A 17,029-nucleotide genomic window follows, 5' to 3' on the forward strand; every position below is an offset into this window, starting at 1 on the left:
GACTTCATCATCACTCCCAAGCCGATGTCAACGATGACATAAGTCAACGATGACATCCTCGATGCTGCTGACTCCCCGCCCTGTCCCCCCGGCCGCACCCCCAGGAGTTGCAATGACTGAGTCAAGCCGACTGCGTGACCGGCTGGGCGGGGGTGAACTCTCGTCCGTCACGCAGGAGGGCCCACAGGACGTTGACCCGGCGTCGCGCCAGGGCGATCAGCGCCTGGACGTGGCCGCAGCCCTCGGCGCGCTTCTTGAGGAGGAAGTCCCGATTGGGGCCGTCCTTGATGATGCCGGTCTGGGCGGGAATGTAGAACACCCTTCGCGGGCGGCGGCTGTAGCGCTTGGGCCGGTGCAGGTTGCCGGTGCGGCACCCGGAGTCCCGCGGGACCGGTACCAGGCCGGCTGCGGAGGCCGGACGACCGGCGTCGGCGCAGGCCGCGAGGTCGCCGGCGGAGACGACGAACTCGGCGCCCGGGATCAGCACCCGTCGGCCCGGGGAACACCCCGCCGTCAGCTCCGTAGACAGCGACCGGAACGCAGATCTCCATCAGCAGCCAGGGCGCCCCGGAGAACCGGACGGCCACTCCTGGGGAGCCCCCAAGGGCAAGCCGCCATCAGCCACATCCGGCCCTCCCGGGCCGCCTGACAACTTACGGAGCCACCATGTCCCTCGCCCCTCGCCCCACCCTGACCAGAACCGCGGCCGTCGTGCTGGCCGGCGGCCTGGCGCTCACGCTGGCCGCGTGCGGCTCCGGCTCGAAGGGTTCCGCGGGAGCCGGTTCCTCCGGCGGTGCGGTCAAGGTCGGCCTGATCACCAAGACCGACACCAACCCGTTCTTCGTGAAGATGAAGGAGGGCGCGCAGAAGGCCGCCAAGGAGAACGACGTCACGCTGAGCACCGCGGCGGGCAAGTTCGACGGCGACAACGCGGGCCAGATCGCGGCGATCGAGAACATGGTCGCCTCCGGGGTCAAGGGCATCCTGATCACCCCGAGCGACTCGAAGGCGATCCTGCCCGCGATCAAGAAGGCCCGTGACAAGGGCGTCCTGGTGATCGCCCTCGACAGCCCCACCGACCCGGTGGACGGCACCGACGCGCTGTTCGCCACCGACAACGAGAAGGCGGGCAGGCTGATCGGCGAGTACGCCAAGGCCGCGATGGCGGGCAAGCCCGCCAGGATCGCCACCCTGGACCTCGCGCCGGGCGTCGCCGTCGGACAGTTGCGCCACAACGGGTTCCTGCAGGGCTTCGGCGTCAAGGAGGGCGACCCGTCGGTGGTCTGCTCCCAGGACACCGGCGGCGACCAGGCCAAGGGCCAGACCGCGATGGAGAACTGCCTCCAGAAGGCGCCCGACATCAACGTCGTCTACACCATCAACGAACCCGCCGCGCTGGGCGCCTACACCGCGCTGAAGGCCAAGGGCCGGGAGAAGGACGTCCTGATCGTCTCGGTCGACGGCGGCTGCACCGGCACCCGGGCCGTCAAGGACGGGAAGATCGCCGCGACCTCCCAGCAGTACCCGCTGGTGATGGCGGCGCAGGGCGTCAAGACCGTCGCCGAGTACGCCAAGTCCGGGGTCAAGCCCACCGGTTACACCGACACCGGCGTCAACCTGGTCACCGACAAGCCTCAGGCCGGCGTGGAGGCCAAGGAGACCGCCTACGGCCTGGAGAACTGCTGGGGCTGATCCGCGCCCCGCCGAACCAGCGGTCCGGGCCGGATCTCCTGCCCCGACCCGGCCCGGACCGCTCCCATCCGTCGCGACGCCGTCCGCTCGGCGCTCCCGATCCGCTCCACCGGCAAGGACCTTCCATGACCACATCCACCGTCCCGTACGGAAACCTGACCGGGCCGTCGAGGCTGCGGCGACTGGCGACGGCCCCGATCGCGGGCCCGCTCGCCGCGCTCGTCCTGGCCTGCGCCTTCTTCTCCCTGATGACGGACCAGTTCTTGTCCGGCGGGAACTTCTCCCTGATCATCCAGCAGGTGATGGTGGTCGGTGCGCTGGCCGTGGGGCAGACGCTGATCATCCTCACCGCCGGAATCGACCTGTCCTGCGGCGCGGTGATGGCCTTCGGCTCGATCGTGATCGCGAGGATGGCCGCCGAGGGCACCGTCCCGCCGCTGGTGGCCATCGCGCTGGGCCTGGCGGTGTGCGCGGGCTTCGGGCTGCTCAACGGCCTGCTGGTGAAGCTGATCCCGCTGCCGCCGTTCATCGTGACGCTCGGCATGCTGAACGTGGCCTTCGCGCTCACCCACATCTACTCCGACGAGCAGACCGTCAGCAACCTGCCCCGCGAGCTGACCTTCCTCGGCGAGACGTTCCCGCTCGGCGGCACCGACGTCACCTACGGCTCCCTGCTCGCCCTGGCGCTGTTCGGCGCGTTCGCCTACCTGCTGAGCAGCACCTCCTGGGGCCGCCACGTCTACGCCCTCGGCAACAGCCCCGAGGCGGCCCGGCTCAACGGCATCCGCACCGGCCGCCTCACCATCGGCCTCTATGCGATCGCCGGACTGATCTACGGCGTCGCCGCGCTGCTGCTGACCTCCCGCACCGGGGTCGGCGACCCCCAGGCGGGGCAGACCGACAACCTCGACAGCATCACCGCCGTCGTCCTCGGCGGCACCAGCCTGTTCGGCGGCCGCGGCAGCGTGCTGGGTTCGCTGATCGGTGCCCTCATCGTCGGCGTGTTCCGCAACGGCCTCCAGCTGATGGGCGTCGCCTCCATCTACCAGACCCTGATCACCGGCGTCCTGGTCATCCTCGCCGTGACCGTCGACCAGATCTCCCGGAAGAGGATCCGCTGATGAGCACCACCACGGTCACCCCCGTGATCCAGGCCCGGGGCCTGGTCAAGCGCTACGGCCACGTCACCGCCATCGACGGCGCCGACTTCGACCTGCTGCCCGGCGAGGTGCTGGCCGTCATCGGCGACAACGGCGCCGGCAAGTCCAGCCTGATCAAGGCGCTCACCGGCGCCGTCACCCCCGACGAGGGCGAGATCCGCCTGAACGGCGAGGTGATCCGCTTCAACGGGCCGCAGGACGCCCGGGCCCACGGCATCGAGACCGTGTACCAGGACCTCGCGGTGGCGGCCTCGATGGACATCGCCTCCAACATGTTCCTCGGCCGCGAACTGCGCCGCCCCGGCCCGCTCGGCGGCATCCTGCGGATGCTGGACAAGAAGCGGATGCGCGAGGAGGCCGCAGCGCACATGGCCGACCTCAAGATCGGCCTGCGCTCGCTCACCCAGCCGGTGGAGACCCTCTCCGGCGGCCAGCGCCAGGCCGTGGCGGTGGCCCGCGCCGTCGCCTGGGCCCGCAGCGTCGTCGTGATGGACGAACCCACCGCAGCCCTGGGCGTCAAGGAGTCCGGCCAGGTCCTCGACCTGATCCGCCGGGTCCGCGACAAGGGCCTGCCGATCATCCTGATCAGCCACAACATGCCGCACGTCTTCGAGATCGCCGACCGCATCCACGTCCACCGGATGGGCCGGCGCGAGGCCCTGATCAAGCCGTCCGACTACTCCATGTCCGAGGTCGTGGCCATCATGACCGGTGCGCTCGACGTCGACCGGGACGGCGGCGGTACTGTCGTGGCGGACGCCGCCGCCGAGGCGGCCGGCATCCGCCCGAACTGACCAGACCGGGCCCCGCCCGCCGTGGCGGGGCCCGCACCCGACGAAGCCGGAACGGTGGTCCATGGCCTCGCCCCGTCGCACGACGCTCGCCGACGTCGCCCAGGAGGTCGGCGTGAGCGCCAAGACCGTCTCCCGGGTGCTCAACGGCGACGGGCCGACCTCCCGGGAGACCCGGGAGAAGGTCATGGCGGCGGTCGAGAAGCTCGGCTTCCAGCCCAACCTGATGGCCCGCAACATCCGCGTGGGCGGTCCGGACAGCACCGTCGGCCTGATCATCCCCGACATGGGCAACCCGTTCTTCGGCTCCGTCGCCGGCGGGATCGAGAGCGCGGTGCGCGAACGAGGACTCACCCTGCTGATGGGCTCCTGCGCCGACGACCCCGCCCTGGAACGGGCCCTGATCAGCACCTTCCTGGCCCGCCGGGTCAGCGCCCTGATGGTGGTGCCCACCGCGGGCGCCGACCACGCCCAGCTGCGCACCGCCCGGGCGAACGGCCTGCCGGTGGTCTTCCTCGACCGCCCCGGCACCGGCCTGACCGCCGACAGCGTGGTCAGCTCCAACCGGGACGGCGCGCGCGAGGGCACCGCCCACCTGATCGCCGCCGGGCACCGCCGGATCGCCTTCGTCGGCGACCGCCCCGCCACCCTCTACACCCGCCGCGAGCGCCTCGCCGGCTACCGCGAGGCCCTCGACGCCGCCCGCATCCCCTACGACCGCTCGCTCGTCCTCGACGGCCACACCGAGGCCGAGGCCGCCGACACCGTCCAGCGCGCGCTGCGCGACCCGCAGCCGCCGACCGCGATCCTCGCGGCCAACAACTTCGCCGCCATGGGCACCGTTCTGGGCACCACCCGGGCCGGCCGACGCGACGTCGCCCTCGTCTCCTTCGACGACCTGCCGTTCGCCGAGGTCCTGGAACCCGCGATCACCACCGTCGCCCAGGACCCGACCGCCATCGGCACCGCCGCGGCCGAGATCGCCCTGGCCCGCCTCGACGGCGACCGCACCCGGGCCCGTACGGTCACCGTCCCCACCCGCCTCATCCCCCGCGGCTCCGGCGAACTCCCGCCCCCGGCACAGTAGTTCCGCGCCACCGCACACCGCACACCGCACACCGCGAACGACCCGCTCACCCTCGGCGCCCGTCGTCGCGCCGCCCTGCCCCGGCCCAGCCATGCCCTGGGAGCGCCGTGCTCCGGCGAACCAGTGAGCGCCTCCCCCCATTCACCCCCCGCCCAAGCTCGGCGAAGGAGCTCGCCATGCCCGCCTCCCGACCCACCCGTCGCACCTCGCCGGCCATCCTGGCCACCGCCGTCTGCCTCGCCCTGACCGCCGGCTCCCCCGCCGTGGCCGACACCGCCCGATTCCAGGAGCCGTACCGCCCCCAGGTGCACTACACCCCCGCGCAGAACTGGATGAACGACCCCAACGGGCTCGTGTACGACCAGGGCGAGTACCACCTCTTCTACCAGTACAACCCGAACGGCAACTCCTGGGGCGACATGTCCTGGGGCCACGCCGTCAGCACCGACCTCGTCCACTGGAAGGAGCTGCCGCCGGCCATCCCCCGCAGCGACGACGAGATGGTCTTCTCCGGCAGCGTGGTCGTCGACACCGACAACACCTCCGGCCTCGGCACCCGCGCGAACCCCGCCATGGTCGCGGTGTACACCAGCGCCTACACCGACGGGAGGCAGGCCCAGTCGCTGGCCCACAGCACCGACCGCGGCCGCACCTGGACCAAGTACGCCGGCAACCCGGTGCTCGACATCGGCTCCCACGCCTTCCGCGACCCGAAGGTGCAGTGGTACGCGCCGACCCGCAGCTGGCTGATGACCGTCTCCCTGGCCGACGAGCACAAGGTGCAGTTCTACACCTCCAAAGATCTCAAGTCCTGGGCTCTCCTCAGCGAGTTCGGCCCGGCCGGGGCCACCGGCGGTGCCTGGGAATGCCCGGACTTCTTCCCCCTCGCCGTCGACGGTGACCCCCAACACGTCAAGTGGGTCATGGTCGTCAACCTCAACCCCGGCGGCATCGCCGGCGGCTCCGGCGCCCAGTACTTCGTCGGCGACTTCGACGGCACCACCTTCACGCCCGACGACGACGGCTCCTACACCCCGCCCAGCGGCACCGTCCTCGCCGACTTCGAGGGCGACACCTACGGCGACTGGACCACCACCGGCACCGCCTTCGGCACCGGACCGGCCCAGGGCACCCTCCCGGGCCAGATGGACGTCTCGGGCTACACCGGCCACGGGCTGGCCAACAGCTTCCTCCAGGGCGATACCACCACCGGCACCCTCACCTCGCCGACGTTCACCATCGACAAGAAGTACCTCGACTTCCTGATCGGCGGCGGCGCCCACCCCGCCGGCTCCGACTCCCCCACCACCATCGAACTCGTCGTCGACGGCAAGACCGTCCGCAGCGCCACCGGCAGCAACGACGAGCACCTCGACTGGGTCTCCTGGGACCTGTCCGACCTCCAGGGCAAGACCGCCCGGATCAGGATCGTCGACCAGAACACCGGCGGCTGGGGCCACATCAACGTCGACCGGATCGTCCTGTCCGACACCCGGGCCAGGCCCCGGTCGAGCGAAACCGCCGTCAACCTGGTCGTCGACGGCCGGGTCGTGCAGAGCGCCACCGGCTCCGACAGCGAAACCCTGGACTGGGCCTCCTTCGACCTACGCCCCCACAAGGGCAAGCAGGCCCGGATCCAGATCGCCGACCTGAACACCGGCGGCTGGGGCCACATCATGGCCGACCAGTTCACCGCCGCCGACCAGCCCGCCCTCTCCACCCTCCAGCGCGCCCACTGGGTCGACTTCGGCAAGGACTTCTACGCCGCCGTCACCTACAACGACGCACCCCGCGGCGAGCGCACCATGATCGGCTGGATGAGCAACTGGCAGTACGCCGGCAACACCCCCACCACCCCCTGGCGCAGCGCGCAGAGCCTGCCCCGCACCCTGCAACTGCGCACCGTCGACGGGCGCCTCCGGCTCACCCAGCAGCCGGTGCGGTCCCTGAACACGCTGCGCCGGGGACCGGCCGTCGCGCTGAACCACGCCACAGTCCCGGCCGGCACCACCGCGCTGCCCTCCCGCAGCACCGGCAAGGCCCTCGACGTCGACGCCGTCTTCTCCCCCGCCGACGCGAAGACGTTCGGCCTCAAGGTGCGCACCGGACCCGGCCAGGAGACCGTCATCGGCTACGACACCGCCAACCAGCGGCTCTACGTCGACCGCACCAGGTCCGGCGCGGTCGACTTCGACCCCGACTTCCCCGGCATCCAGACCGCCCCGCTCAAGCCGCAGGAGGACGGCAGGATCCACATCCGGGTGGTCGTCGACTGGTCCTCGGTCGAGGTGTTCGGCGGCCAGGGCGAAGCCGTCATCACCGACCAGGTCTTCCCCGACCCCGGCAGCCAGGGCGTCCAGCTGTTCGCCGAGGGCGGCTCGGCCCGCCTCGACACCCTCACGCTCTGGCACCTCGGTTCCTACCGGAACAAGTAAGAGCTCACCGAGAAGCTCAGCGGCCTGCCCGCCGTCCTGCGCCTCGAATCCCACCTGACCATGAAGAAGACGCCGACGACTGTTCCAGCCCCGGGGCCGGGCGGTGGTCGGCCACCAGCGCGGGCCAGGCCTGCCGTGCAGCCTGGTGCTGCTGATCATCTCCATGCCACGCACTCTGCGTGTGATCGCCTCCCGCACAGGATTCGGCCACGCCCCCGGCCGAACTGGACACGGCGCGCCGCGCCATCGCGGTGTCCCCGCGGAGCGAGCGCCCCGCGCCACCGTCTGCACCGTCATGGCCCGTCGCCTGCTGCCCTATCCGCAGTGAACGCACGGTCGCCCTCGGCGGCACCGTGATCATGCTCCACCGCCACCGGAGCTCCCCTACGACGGCGACGCTTCACCGTTTGCCGCTGAGGCTTCACCGGCGGTGCGGTCGTCGCGGTGACGGCCCAGTGCGCGGCCGAAGCGTTCGGTCAGGGCCGGCATCAGGCTCTGACCGTCGACGGGGCGGTCCAGGCCGAAGACGTAGCCGGGAAAGTCCAGGTCTTTCTGAACTGCCCAGATGGCTTCGTGCTGGTCGGGCGGCAGGATGCGGGCCGGGTCGCCGACTGCGACCCAGCCGATCGGCACCATCGCATCAGCCGGCAGGACGGTGCGCAGGTGCACGACCGCGTTGATGCGGACCTCGGCGCGCGTGCCGATGTGAGCACCGTTGAAGACCCAGCCGGTGGCCAGGAACACCTCGTCCTCCACCGTGCAGCCGGTCAGGTAGGACTGGGGTCCTACCAGGACCTGGTCGCTCGTGCAGGTAGCGCAATGGGGCCAGAACCCAACCTCTTCATCATTTCGTGGTCCCCGACATGGAGCGACCTCGATGTTCGTCAGCTCACCCGGACCGGACCCTGAGGATCGACCCCTAAGGGCGTAGATGCGTTCGTCGGCGGGCATGGCAGGTCATAGTGCAACGCCATCAGCCATGAGAAGGTACCGAGCATGAGTGCCCTGAAGTTCGTCCTCAATGTCATCTGGCTGCTTTTCTGCGGCATTTGGATGGCTCTCGCCTATGTGCTCGCCGGAGTTATCTGCTGCGTACTCGTCATTACCATCCCATTCGGCATTGCTTCATTCCGGATCGCCGGCTTCATCCTGTGGCCGTTCGGGCGCACGGCGGTGGAACGGCCGGACGCCGGGCCGGCGTCCTGCGTGGGGAACGTCATCTGGCTGGTGTTCGCCGGGTGGTGGCTGGCGCTCGGGCACCTGATCACCAGCATTCCGCTGTTCCTGTCGGTCATCGGCATCCCCTTCGGGTGGGCCAACCTGAAGATGATCCCGATCTCGCTGATGCCGCTCGGCCGCGAGATCGTGCCGACCGACCGGGAATGGGGCGCGCGGTAATCCGTACCGACCTCACCGATGGCCGGCGCAGGGCGGCAGCCCTCGCCGGCCGTCGGCGTTCCCGGTCCTCCGGGGCTCAGGCCCGGGCGAGGGCCTTGCGGACGAGGTAGGCGGCGGCGCCGAGGGCGAGGACGGCGGCGCCCTGGAGGACGGAGGCGGCGGGGAGGGCGAAGGCGAGGGCGAGGCAGCCGACGAGGCCGAGGACGGGGACGGCGCGCGGGGGGCGGCCCTCGGCGGGGGTGAGGGTCCAGGCGGCGGCGTTGGCGACGGCGTAGTAGGCGAGGACGCCGAAGGAGGAGAAGCCGATCGCGCCGCGGACGTCGCCGAGGGCGGCGGCGACGGCGACCACCGCGCCGACGGTCAGCTCGGCCCGGTGCGGGACTCCGAAGCGGGGGTGGACGGCGGCCAGGGCGTGCGGGAGGTGGCGGTCCCGGGCCATCGCCAGGGTGGTGCGGGAGACGCCGAGGATCAGGGCGAGCAGCGAGCCGAGGGCGGCGACCGCCGCACCGGCCCGCACCACCGGGGCGAGGGCGGGCGCTCCGGCGGCCCGTACGGCGTCGGCCAGCGGCGCGGCGCTGTGGGCGAGCCGGTCGGGGCCGAGGACGGCCAGGACGGCGAGGGCCACGGCGGCGTAGACCACCAGGGCGATGCCGAGGGCCAGCGGGATCGCCCGGGGGATGGTGCGCCGCGGGTCGCGGACCTCCTCGCCGAGGGTGGCGATCCGGGCGTACCCGGCGAAGGCGAAGAACAACAGGCCGGCGGCCTGGAGCACGCCGTGGAAGCCCGCGTCCGCACCCGGGGCCCAGCGGCCGGTGTCGGTCTCACCGCTCGTCAGACAGGCGGTGACGACGGCGGCCAGCACCGCCAGGACGACGGCCACGATCGCCCTGGTCAGCCAGGCGGCCTTCTGCACGCCGACGTAGTCGACGGCGGTCAGCGCCACCACGGCGGCGACCGCGACGGCGTGGGCCTGGGTCGGCCAGACGTAGGAACCGACGGTGAGGGCCATCGCGGCGCAGGAGGCGGTCTTGCCGACCACGAAGCCCCAGCCGGCCAGGTACCCCCAGAAGTCGCCGAGCCGCTCCCGGCCGTAGACGTAGGTGCCGCCGGACCGCGGGTAGCGGGCGGCCAGCCGGGCCGAGGAGGTCGCGTTGCAGTACGCCACCGCACCGGCCAGCGCCAGCCCGACCAGCAGCCCCGAGCCGGCGGCCCCGGCGGCGGGCGCCAGCGCGGCGAAGACGCCCGCGCCGATCATCGAGCCCAGCCCGATCACCACGGCGTCGAACACCCCCAGGTGCCGCCGCAGCTCCCCCGGTCCTGCCGCCGTCGGCGACGAACTCATGCCCCGCACCTCTCCCGCTCCGGCTTCGACGTCGGCGCACCCTACCGGAGGGAGGGAAACGGCGGGCGCCGGACGGACCGCGGACGAGCACCGGGCGCCGCGCGGACGCGCCGGTGGGAAGGCGGCCCGCCCCGGGGAGCGGCGGTCAGCGGCCGAGCCGGTCCTCCAGGGCGCGCAGGTCCGCCGTGAGCGCGGCCCGGACCGGGCGGGACGCCAGCGGGCCGGCCAGGCGGAAGCCGCCGCGGACGCGGATGCGGGCGAAGGTGCCGTTCAGGGTGGGCTCGAAGGTGTAGGTGACGCGCATCGGCATCGGCCCGGCGACGGAGACCATGTCGAGCACCGTCGGCGGGTCGTGGCGCGCCACCCGCAGCACGTACGAGAAGGACCTGCCCAGGAAGTGCGCGGTCCGGGTGACCTCCGCGCCCACGCCGAAGCCGCCGCCGTCGGCCTCCCGGGTGAGGGTGGCGTCGCGGATGCCCCTGGTCCACGCGGAGTCGTGGCGCCAGTCCATCGCGTAGGCGGCGACCGTGGCGGGCGGGAGGGGGATCAGGCGTTCCACTGTGACGTCGAGGGGCATGATCACACTCTCCCGCCGGACGGGCCACCGCGCTCCCCGGACGCACCGGGGGCGAGGGCCGAACGGGCGAACCCGGTCCGGCCCGGCGGCCTGTCACGGCCCGAGGGGCCGTCAGAGCCCCAGGATCCGCTGCGCCTGCGCCCGCATCTCGACCTTGCGGATCTTCCCGGTGACCGTCATCGGGAACTCCTCGACCACGTGCACGTAGCGCGGGATCTTGACGTGGGCGAGCCGGCCGGCGCAGTACGCGCGGACGGTCTCGGCGGTGAGCGGCTCGGCGCCCTCCCGCATCCGGATCCAGGCCATCAGCTCCTCGCCGTACCTAACGTCGGGGACGCCGATCACCTGGACGTCGAGGACGTCCGGGTGGGTGTGGAGGAACTCCTCGATCTCGCGCGGGTAGAGGTTCTCGCCGCCGCGGATCACCATGTCCTTGATCCGGCCGGTGATGGCGAGGTAGCCGTCCTCGTCCATCACCGCGAGGTCCCCGGTGTGCATCCAGCGGGCGGCGTCGACGGCCTCGGCGGTGCGCTCGGGCTCGCCCCAGTAGCCGAGCATGACGGAGTAGCCGCGGGTGCACAGCTCGCCGGGTTCGCCGCGCGGGACGGTCCTGCCGGTGGCCGGGTCGACGACCTTGACCTCCAGGTGCGGGCCGACCCGGCCCACCGTGGCGACCCGCCGCTCGACCGGGTCGTCGACCCGGGTCTGGGTGGAGACCGGCGAGGTCTCGGTCATGCCGTAGCAGATGGAGACCTGCGTCATGCCCATCCGCCCGATGACCTCCTTCATCACCTCGCTGGGGCAGGGCGAGCCGGCCATGATGCCGGTGCGCAGGCTGCCGAGGTCGTAGCGGTCGAAGTCCGGGTCGGCCAGTTCGGCGATGAACATGGTCGGTACGCCGTACAGCGAGGTGCAGCGCTCGGCGGCGACGGCGGCCAGGGTGGCACCGGGCTCGAAGGAGGGGGCCGGGATGACCGCGCAGGCGCCGTGCGAGGTGGCCGCCAGGTTGCCCATCACCATGCCGAAGCAGTGGTAGAAGGGCACCGGGATGCAGATCCGGTCCTGCTCGGTGTAGTCGAGCAGCTCGCCCACGAAGTAGCCGTTGTTGAGGATGTTGTGGTGCGAGAGGGTCGCGCCCTTGGGGAAGCCGGTCGTCCCGGAGGTGTACTGGATGTTGATCGGGTCGTCGGGGGACAACTCGGCCTGGCGCTCGGCGAGTCGGGCCGGGTCGGCCCGCCTTCCGGCGGCGGTCGTGGCGTCCCAGTCGGAGCTGCCGATCAGCAGGACGCGCTCCAACCCGGGGCAGCGGGGCCGGACTTCCTCGATCATCCCGGCGTAGTCGGAGGTCTTGAAGCGCTCGGCGGCGACCAGCAGCCGGATCCCGGCCTGGTTCAGCACGTACTCCAACTCGTGGGCGCGGTAGGCCGGGTTGACCGTGACCAGGATCGCGCCGAGCTTGGCGGTGGCGTACTGGGTGAGCGTCCACTCCGCGCAGTTGGGGGCCCAGATGCCGACCCGGTCCCCCTTGGCGATCCCGAGCTCCAGCAGGCCGAGCGCCAACGCGTCGACTTCGGCGGCGAGTTCGGCGTACGTCCAGCGGCGGGCGGTGGCCCGGTCGACCAGGGCGTCGCGGTCCGGGAAGGCGCGCACCGCGCGGTCGAGGTTCTCCCCGATGGTGTCGCCGAGCAGCGGGACGTCCGAGGCGCCGGAGGCGTAGCTGCGCGGGATCGGCGTGGTCGGCACGGGCTGGCTCCTGGGGACGGCGGTGCGGGACAGGGACCATGGTCGCGGTCCGGTGCCCCGCACCGCCACCCCCGAACGGGGGTACCGACACGGCGCCGGGGCCGCCCGTCGCTCTCGACGGACGGCCCCGGCGCGCGGGGTCACTGGTTGATGCAGATGTTGCCGAACGCCGGGTTGAGGATCCCGATGACGTCGATCGAGTTCCCGCAGACGTTGGCCTCCAGGTTGATCGGGACCTGGATCACGTTGCCGGACAGGATGCCGGGCGAGCCGATGGCGGCACCGTTGGCGGTGGCGCTGCCGGCGAAGGCGGTCCCGGTTCCGGCGAGGACCGCCGCCGCGGTCAGGGCGGTGGCGGCGAGGGTGGTACGCATACGCATTGCGTCGCTCCTTGTGAGCAGGGCGGTTCGAAGTGTGACGATCACACTCGCTTACGATCACAAGCGATCCGGTCCGCCGCACGCGGGATTGGCCCGTCCTAGGGAGTGTCGCCCTCCCCACCGTCCTCCCGGCCCCCCGCCGCCGGGGCCGCCGAACCGGCGACGCTCAGTGATCCCAGCAGGTCCCGGGCCGGACGCAGCCCCGGCTCGGCCGCCACCGCACGGTGCAGCAGCCCGAGCGCGAGCGCCCCGTCACCGGCCGCCAGGGCCTGGAGCGCCCGGTTGTAGTCGATCCGTCCGGCGTAACGCAGCCGGAACAGCACGGACAGGTCCTCCCGGCAGGACGGGCAGCGCAGCGTCCCCGGGTCCGCGGGCACCCTGCACAGCGGGCAGGGCACCTCGGGCGCCTCCGGGTCCTGCGGGCCCTGCGAACCCGCCACGGCCTCCGCGGCCTCCAGGTCTTCCACGGCGCTCATCGCGGCCCCGCCTCCTCCGGCCGGACCGGGCCGAGCGACTCCTGGGCCGGCTCGCTGCCCAGCTCCCGCTGCGCCTGCGCGTACAGGGCCAGCAGGTTCGACATGTGGGTGTTGACGTCCGCCATGTTGGGTGCCTCCACGGCCGCGTCCAGCCCGCGCAGCTCGGCCATGATCAGCTGGGCCAGCGCGGGCGAGACCATGTTCTGGGTCACGTAGACGTTGCACATGGTGAGCATCCGCATGGTGTGCCCGAGCGCGTCGCACAGCTCGTCCGCCTTCTGGGCCGCGCGCACCGCGCCCTCCCAGTCGGCGGCCTCCCGGCGCAGCCGCAGCTCGGCGGCCACCGACCGCAGCCGGTCCAGGTCGCTCGGGTCGAGGTGCTTCTCGCAGTAGTGGATGAACAGGCTCAGGTACGCCTCGGAGCCGCGCACCCAGCGCTGGGCCTTGAGCTGCTGCTGGGCCCGCTCCAGCGCGGCGTCCACGGACTGGCCGCGGGTCTGCCCGGCCGCCAGGTCGTCCAGGGTGTCCATCAGCCGCTGGGCCTCGCGCATCTCGGCCTCGGTCAGCTCGCCGCCCCAGCGGTCGGTGAAGGTCTCGATCTGCCGCTGCTGCTCCTCGACCTGCACCTTCAGCTCGGGGTCGAGGGTGACCCGCTCCAGCTTGACGGTCTTCTCGGCGCCGCCCTGGATCCGCACCGACAGGGTGATGGTGCGGTCCCGGTCGAGGCCGAAGGACACCTCCACCGGGGTGCGGCCGCCCAGGCCCTCGGGCAGCCGCAGGGTGAGGTGGCCGATCAGCTCGTTCTGCTGGGCGATCTCGTGCTCGCCCTCGTAGACCGCGACCTCCAGCCGCTGCCGGCCACTGCCGGAGACCACGAACTCCCGGCTGACCGGCGAACTCGTCGGGTAGCTGGTGTTCTTGGGGATGATGACGGCGAGCCGGCCGTCGTTCAGCTCGATGCCGAGGTTCTTCGGCGTGATGTCGAACGGGTTGGTGACCTGCGCCAGCTCGCCGCAGCCCGGGCAGACCTCGCAGCCGGGCGGGTTGACCACGCCGCAGGAGGCGCAGCGCAGGCCGACGTCCTCGGCGGCGGTGGTGGCCACCTTGGTGTGGCCGGGGGCGGCCGAGTTGAGCGGCTCGCCGCACAGTTCGCAGGCCGTGACGCCGGGGGCGGCCGGGGTGCCACAGCGCGGGCAGTTGCCGCCGTGCACCACGGCGGTGGTGCCGGTCTGCCGCGGGATCGCCGCGCCGCCGCCCGAACCGTCCAGCGCCTGCTCGCACTTGGGGCAGGCGGAGGCCTCGGCGTCGACCGGGATGTGGCAGGTCGGGCAGGAGATCCGGGCGCCGCCGAGCAGGGTGGTGGCGCAGTTGGCGCAGTTGGAGGCGGACAGGTCACCGGGGGCCCGGCACTCGGGGCACTCCACCTCGCCGACCAGCGCGGACTGCACGGCCGCGCCGAGCGCCACGCACTGCATCGGGTTGACGCCCCGCCGGATCCGGCGGGGGCCGAAGACCTCGCCGAGCCGGCGGGCGACCAGCGGGATCGCGGTCGAGCCGCCGACCAGCACCACCTCGTCGATGTCCCCGACGGTCAGGTTGGCCTGCATGATGGCCTTGTGGGTCAGCTCGATGGTGCGCTCGATCCGGCCCTCGATCAGCTCCTCGAAGCGGGCCCGCTCGAACTCCGTCTCCAGCACCAGCTGCCCGGCGCCCAGGCCCGGCAGGATGACCTCGGAGGACTCCTGGTTGGAGAGCTCGATCTTGATGGTCTCGGCGGTGGCGGCGATCTTGGGACGGTCGCGCAGGTCCGGCTGGTACTCCGAGCCGTACTCCTCGCGGATGTCCTCCAGCAGCGCGGTGGTGATCCCGCGGTCGAAGTCGTCGCCGCCGAGCAGGTTGTCGCCCTCGATGCCGAGCACCGAGACCGAGCCGGGCACCAGCAGCAGGATCGAGATGTCGAAGGTGCCGCCGCCCAGGTCGTAGACCAGGACGGTCCTGCCCTCGTCGCCCGCCTCCGAGGTGATGCCGTAGGCGAGGGCGGCGGCGGTCGGCTCGTTGATGATCCGCAGCACGTGCAGGCCGGCCATCCGGCCCGCCTCCTGGGTGGCCGCGACCTGCCGCTCGCCGAAGTACGCGGGGACGGTGATGACGGCCCGGGGGAAGGGCTCGCCGAAGCGCTGCTCGGCGTCCTCCTTGAGGCGGTGCAGGATGATCGCGGAGATCTCGATCGGGGTGTACGAGCGGCCGTTGAACCAGACGTTGACGTCACCGTCGGTGCCCGCGGTGACCTTGTAGTCCACCTCCTTCAGGGCCGCCTGGACCTGCGGGTCCTTGAACTTGCGGCCCATGAAGCGCTTGACCGAGCGGATCACGTTGGCGCCGTCGATGGCGATCCGGCTGCGCGCGGTGGAGCCCACCAGCAGCTCGCCCTTGCGGCCGCTGCCGACCACGGAGGGCGTGGCCTCCTGGTTCTGCCGGTTGAAGATGATCTCCGGCTCGCCCCGGCGCAGGTGGGCGACCACCGAGTTGGTGGTGCCCAGGTCGATGCCGAGTGTGCGGTACATGTCGTTCCCCTCTTGCCCCTCGTGGTCCTGGCTACTTCTTGCGCTTGGCCTGCTTGGCCACGGCCTTGCCCCGGCGCCGGGCGCGGGGCGGGACCGCCTTGGGCTGGGCGCGGACGACCGGCGCGGCGACGGCGGTGACGGCGGCGGTGACGGCGGCGGACGGCTCGTCCTCGACGGGCCCGGGCGGCTCGGGTGCCCCGGGTGCCTCAGGCGCCGCCGGAGTCCCGGGGCCGGCGGCCTCGGCCTCGACGGGTCCGGGCGTCGTCGGTGCGGGGCCCGCGGGCTCCGACAGTGCGTGGTCCGTCGCCGGCTCCCGGGGATCCGGCTGCGGGTCCGGCTCCGGTGCGGCGACCACCACCTGGGCCCGGCGCAGCACCTCGTCCCCCCAGAAGAACCCGGTCACCACCGTCCGCACCACCGTCTCCGGCGCCACCCCGGACCGGGCCTCGGTGCCCACGATCTCGGTCAGGTCCGGGTCTGCCGTCATGCCCTCCAGCCGCATCGGCCGCACCTTGGCCTTGGCGAGCTGCCCGAGCAGCCGCCGCCGGGTGGCCTCCAGGCCGGCGCCGCGGCCGAGCGCCACCAGCTCGCGGTCCAGGCCGAGGGCGGCGAGCGCGTCGTCCACCTCGACCAGGATGCCCAGCAGTTCGCGCTGTTCGGCCCGGGCGGCCTGCTTCTGCTCGGTCAGCTTGCTGCCCAGCAGGGAGGCCCGGAAGAGCAGCCGGCCGAAGGCCTGCTCCAGGTCGACCTCCTCGACGCCGGGCGGGACCTCCAGCGGCCGGTGGCCGTCGGGCAGGGCGGCGGCGGGCGCCTCGGCGGGCGCGTCTGCGGGTGCTCCGGTGGGCGCGTCGGCGGGTGCGTCGGTCATTCGGGTACCTCGATCTGCGGCAGCACGGACAGGTCCGCCGCGTAGCGGGCGGGGACGGGCGGTTCGGGGTCGGCACCGCCGGGGGCCGGCTCGGCGAAGTCGGCGGCCAGCTCGGCCCGGTGGAGGACGGCCAGGGCGGTGGGCGGCAGCGGCGGGCGCTCGATCACCAGCAGCGGTTCGGCGAGGGCCGGGGCGAGCAGCTCGGCGGCCTGGTCGACCGGCTCCGGCGGGAGGGGCTGCTGGAGGTCCGCCTCCAGGCGCCGGTCCGGGTTGCGCAGCAGCGCGGCGGCCTCCTGGATCTGCTGGCGGCTGTACCGGCCGGCCCGCATCGCCGGTCCGACGGCGAGGTTGATCTCGCGCACGCCGGCCGTGAGCGGGATGCCCAGGACCTCGTACGGCGACGGTTCGTGCAGTGGCATGGCGGGCGGTCTCTCTCCTCACGGTGGCGGGACTGCTCGGGTGGCTCGGACTGCTCGGGTGGCTCGGGCTGCTCGGGCTGCTCGGACGACTCGGCCG

At 72.5% G+C, this 17,029-nt stretch carries 15 protein-coding genes and 1 pseudogene; 6 read left to right on the forward strand and 10 right to left on the reverse strand.

Annotated elements, in window-relative coordinates; translation table 11 throughout:
• Positions 1-121: 121 nt before the first annotated feature.
• Positions 122-475 (reverse strand): annotated as a pseudogene (locus ACZ5GH_RS05755) (transposase); the annotation flags it as partial.
• Between the two features lie 191 nt (positions 476-666).
• Between ACZ5GH_RS05755 and ACZ5GH_RS05760 the strand changes: the two are divergent.
• From ACZ5GH_RS05760 to ACZ5GH_RS05780, 5 genes are all read left to right on the forward strand, one after another.
• Positions 667-1,692 carry a sugar ABC transporter substrate-binding protein gene (locus tag ACZ5GH_RS05760; protein WP_387751402.1) on the forward strand — a complete coding sequence of 342 codons (1,026 nt, stop codon included), beginning with the start codon at positions 667-669 and terminating at the stop codon, positions 1,690-1,692.
• 125 nt (positions 1,693-1,817) lie between these two features.
• On the forward strand, positions 1,818-2,813 hold the full coding sequence (locus ACZ5GH_RS05765; protein WP_464333631.1) for an ABC transporter permease: 996 nt from the start codon (positions 1,818-1,820) through the stop codon (positions 2,811-2,813).
• Positions 2,813-3,646, forward strand: coding sequence for an ATP-binding cassette domain-containing protein (locus ACZ5GH_RS05770; RefSeq protein ID WP_387751397.1), 834 nt, complete (start codon positions 2,813-2,815; stop codon positions 3,644-3,646). The genes ACZ5GH_RS05765 and ACZ5GH_RS05770 overlap by 1 nt, the downstream gene beginning before the upstream one ends.
• A gap of 61 nt (positions 3,647-3,707) precedes the next feature.
• Entirely contained in the window at positions 3,708-4,730 is a 1,023-nt protein-coding gene (locus ACZ5GH_RS05775; protein ID WP_387751394.1) for a LacI family DNA-binding transcriptional regulator, read from the forward strand.
• Between the two features lie 176 nt (positions 4,731-4,906).
• Positions 4,907-7,165, forward strand: coding sequence for a GH32 C-terminal domain-containing protein (locus tag ACZ5GH_RS05780; RefSeq protein WP_464333632.1), 2,259 nt, complete (start codon positions 4,907-4,909; stop codon positions 7,163-7,165).
• Between the two features lie 384 nt (positions 7,166-7,549).
• Here ACZ5GH_RS05780 and ACZ5GH_RS05785 read toward each other — a convergent pair whose 3' ends face one another.
• Positions 7,550-7,909: a hypothetical protein gene (locus ACZ5GH_RS05785; protein ID WP_464333633.1), complete on the reverse strand. Its 360-nt coding sequence runs from the start codon at positions 7,907-7,909 to the stop codon at positions 7,550-7,552.
• Between the two features lie 252 nt (positions 7,910-8,161).
• Between ACZ5GH_RS05785 and ACZ5GH_RS05790 the strand changes: the two genes are divergently transcribed.
• On the forward strand, positions 8,162-8,563 hold the full coding sequence (locus tag ACZ5GH_RS05790; RefSeq protein WP_387751386.1) for a YccF domain-containing protein: 402 nt from the start codon (positions 8,162-8,164) through the stop codon (positions 8,561-8,563).
• Positions 8,564-8,639: 76 nt separating this feature from the next.
• Here the strand turns inward: ACZ5GH_RS05790 and ACZ5GH_RS05795 are convergent, their stop codons facing one another.
• The 8 genes from ACZ5GH_RS05795 to ACZ5GH_RS05830 form a co-directional block, all read right to left on the reverse strand.
• Positions 8,640-9,905 (reverse strand): APC family permease, encoded by a 1,266-nt coding sequence (locus ACZ5GH_RS05795; RefSeq protein ID WP_464333634.1) that lies wholly within the window; start codon positions 9,903-9,905, stop codon positions 8,640-8,642.
• A 145-nt stretch (positions 9,906-10,050) separates the two neighbouring features.
• Positions 10,051-10,482 (reverse strand): SRPBCC family protein, encoded by a 432-nt coding sequence (locus tag ACZ5GH_RS05800; protein WP_387751381.1) that lies wholly within the window; start codon positions 10,480-10,482, stop codon positions 10,051-10,053.
• Between the two features lie 111 nt (positions 10,483-10,593).
• Complete coding sequence (locus tag ACZ5GH_RS05805; protein WP_387751378.1) at positions 10,594-12,225, reverse strand: AMP-binding protein; 1,632 nt, start codon at positions 12,223-12,225, stop codon at positions 10,594-10,596.
• A 140-nt stretch (positions 12,226-12,365) separates the two neighbouring features.
• Positions 12,366-12,605, reverse strand: coding sequence for a chaplin (locus ACZ5GH_RS05810; RefSeq protein WP_387751376.1), 240 nt, complete (start codon positions 12,603-12,605; stop codon positions 12,366-12,368).
• 98 nt (positions 12,606-12,703) lie between these two features.
• A complete protein-coding gene (locus ACZ5GH_RS05815) occupies positions 12,704-13,081 on the reverse strand; it encodes a hypothetical protein (RefSeq protein ID WP_387751373.1) in 378 nt (125 codons plus the stop codon).
• On the reverse strand, positions 13,078-15,645 hold the full coding sequence (locus ACZ5GH_RS05820; protein WP_387751370.1) for an Hsp70 family protein: 2,568 nt from the start codon (positions 15,643-15,645) through the stop codon (positions 13,078-13,080). Before ACZ5GH_RS05820 ends, ACZ5GH_RS05815 begins: the two co-directional genes overlap by 4 nt.
• 31 nt (positions 15,646-15,676) lie before the next feature.
• Positions 15,677-16,513: a nucleotide exchange factor GrpE gene (locus tag ACZ5GH_RS05825; protein WP_464333635.1), complete on the reverse strand. Its 837-nt coding sequence runs from the start codon at positions 16,511-16,513 to the stop codon at positions 15,677-15,679.
• Positions 16,510-16,932 (reverse strand): hypothetical protein, encoded by a 423-nt coding sequence (locus ACZ5GH_RS05830; RefSeq protein WP_401105317.1) that lies wholly within the window; start codon positions 16,930-16,932, stop codon positions 16,510-16,512. Before ACZ5GH_RS05830 ends, ACZ5GH_RS05825 begins: the two co-directional genes overlap by 4 nt.
• Positions 16,933-17,029: the final 97 nt, after the last annotated feature.

The organism is Kitasatospora sp. Xyl93, assembly GCF_055383135.1.

What these genes read in the sequence shown, in the direction of transcription:
- ACZ5GH_RS05760 (WP_387751402.1), top strand. Translation starts at nt 667, where the DNA reads ATGTCCCTCGCCCCTCGCCCCACCCTGACCAGAACCGCGGCCGTCGTG.
- ACZ5GH_RS05765 (WP_464333631.1), top strand. Translation starts at nt 1,818, where the DNA reads ATGACCACATCCACCGTCCCGTACGGAAACCTGACCGGGCCGTCGAGG.
- ACZ5GH_RS05770 (WP_387751397.1), top strand. Translation starts at nt 2,813, where the DNA reads ATGAGCACCACCACGGTCACCCCCGTGATCCAGGCCCGGGGCCTGGTC.
- ACZ5GH_RS05775 (WP_387751394.1), top strand. Translation starts at nt 3,708, where the DNA reads ATGGCCTCGCCCCGTCGCACGACGCTCGCCGACGTCGCCCAGGAGGTC.
- ACZ5GH_RS05780 (WP_464333632.1), top strand. Translation starts at nt 4,907, where the DNA reads ATGCCCGCCTCCCGACCCACCCGTCGCACCTCGCCGGCCATCCTGGCC.
- ACZ5GH_RS05790 (WP_387751386.1), top strand. Translation starts at nt 8,162, where the DNA reads ATGAGTGCCCTGAAGTTCGTCCTCAATGTCATCTGGCTGCTTTTCTGC.
- ACZ5GH_RS05795 (WP_464333634.1), bottom strand. Translation starts at nt 9,905, where the DNA reads ATGAGTTCGTCGCCGACGGCGGCAGGACCGGGGGAGCTGCGGCGGCAC.
- ACZ5GH_RS05800 (WP_387751381.1), bottom strand. Translation starts at nt 10,482, where the DNA reads ATGCCCCTCGACGTCACAGTGGAACGCCTGATCCCCCTCCCGCCCGCC.
- ACZ5GH_RS05810 (WP_387751376.1), bottom strand. Translation starts at nt 12,605, where the DNA reads ATGCGTATGCGTACCACCCTCGCCGCCACCGCCCTGACCGCGGCGGCG.
- ACZ5GH_RS05815 (WP_387751373.1), bottom strand. Translation starts at nt 13,081, where the DNA reads ATGAGCGCCGTGGAAGACCTGGAGGCCGCGGAGGCCGTGGCGGGTTCG.
- ACZ5GH_RS05820 (WP_387751370.1), bottom strand. Translation starts at nt 15,645, where the DNA reads ATGTACCGCACACTCGGCATCGACCTGGGCACCACCAACTCGGTGGTC.
- ACZ5GH_RS05825 (WP_464333635.1), bottom strand. Translation starts at nt 16,513, where the DNA reads ATGACCGACGCACCCGCCGACGCGCCCACCGGAGCACCCGCAGACGCG.
- ACZ5GH_RS05830 (WP_401105317.1), bottom strand. Translation starts at nt 16,932, where the DNA reads ATGCCACTGCACGAACCGTCGCCGTACGAGGTCCTGGGCATCCCGCTC.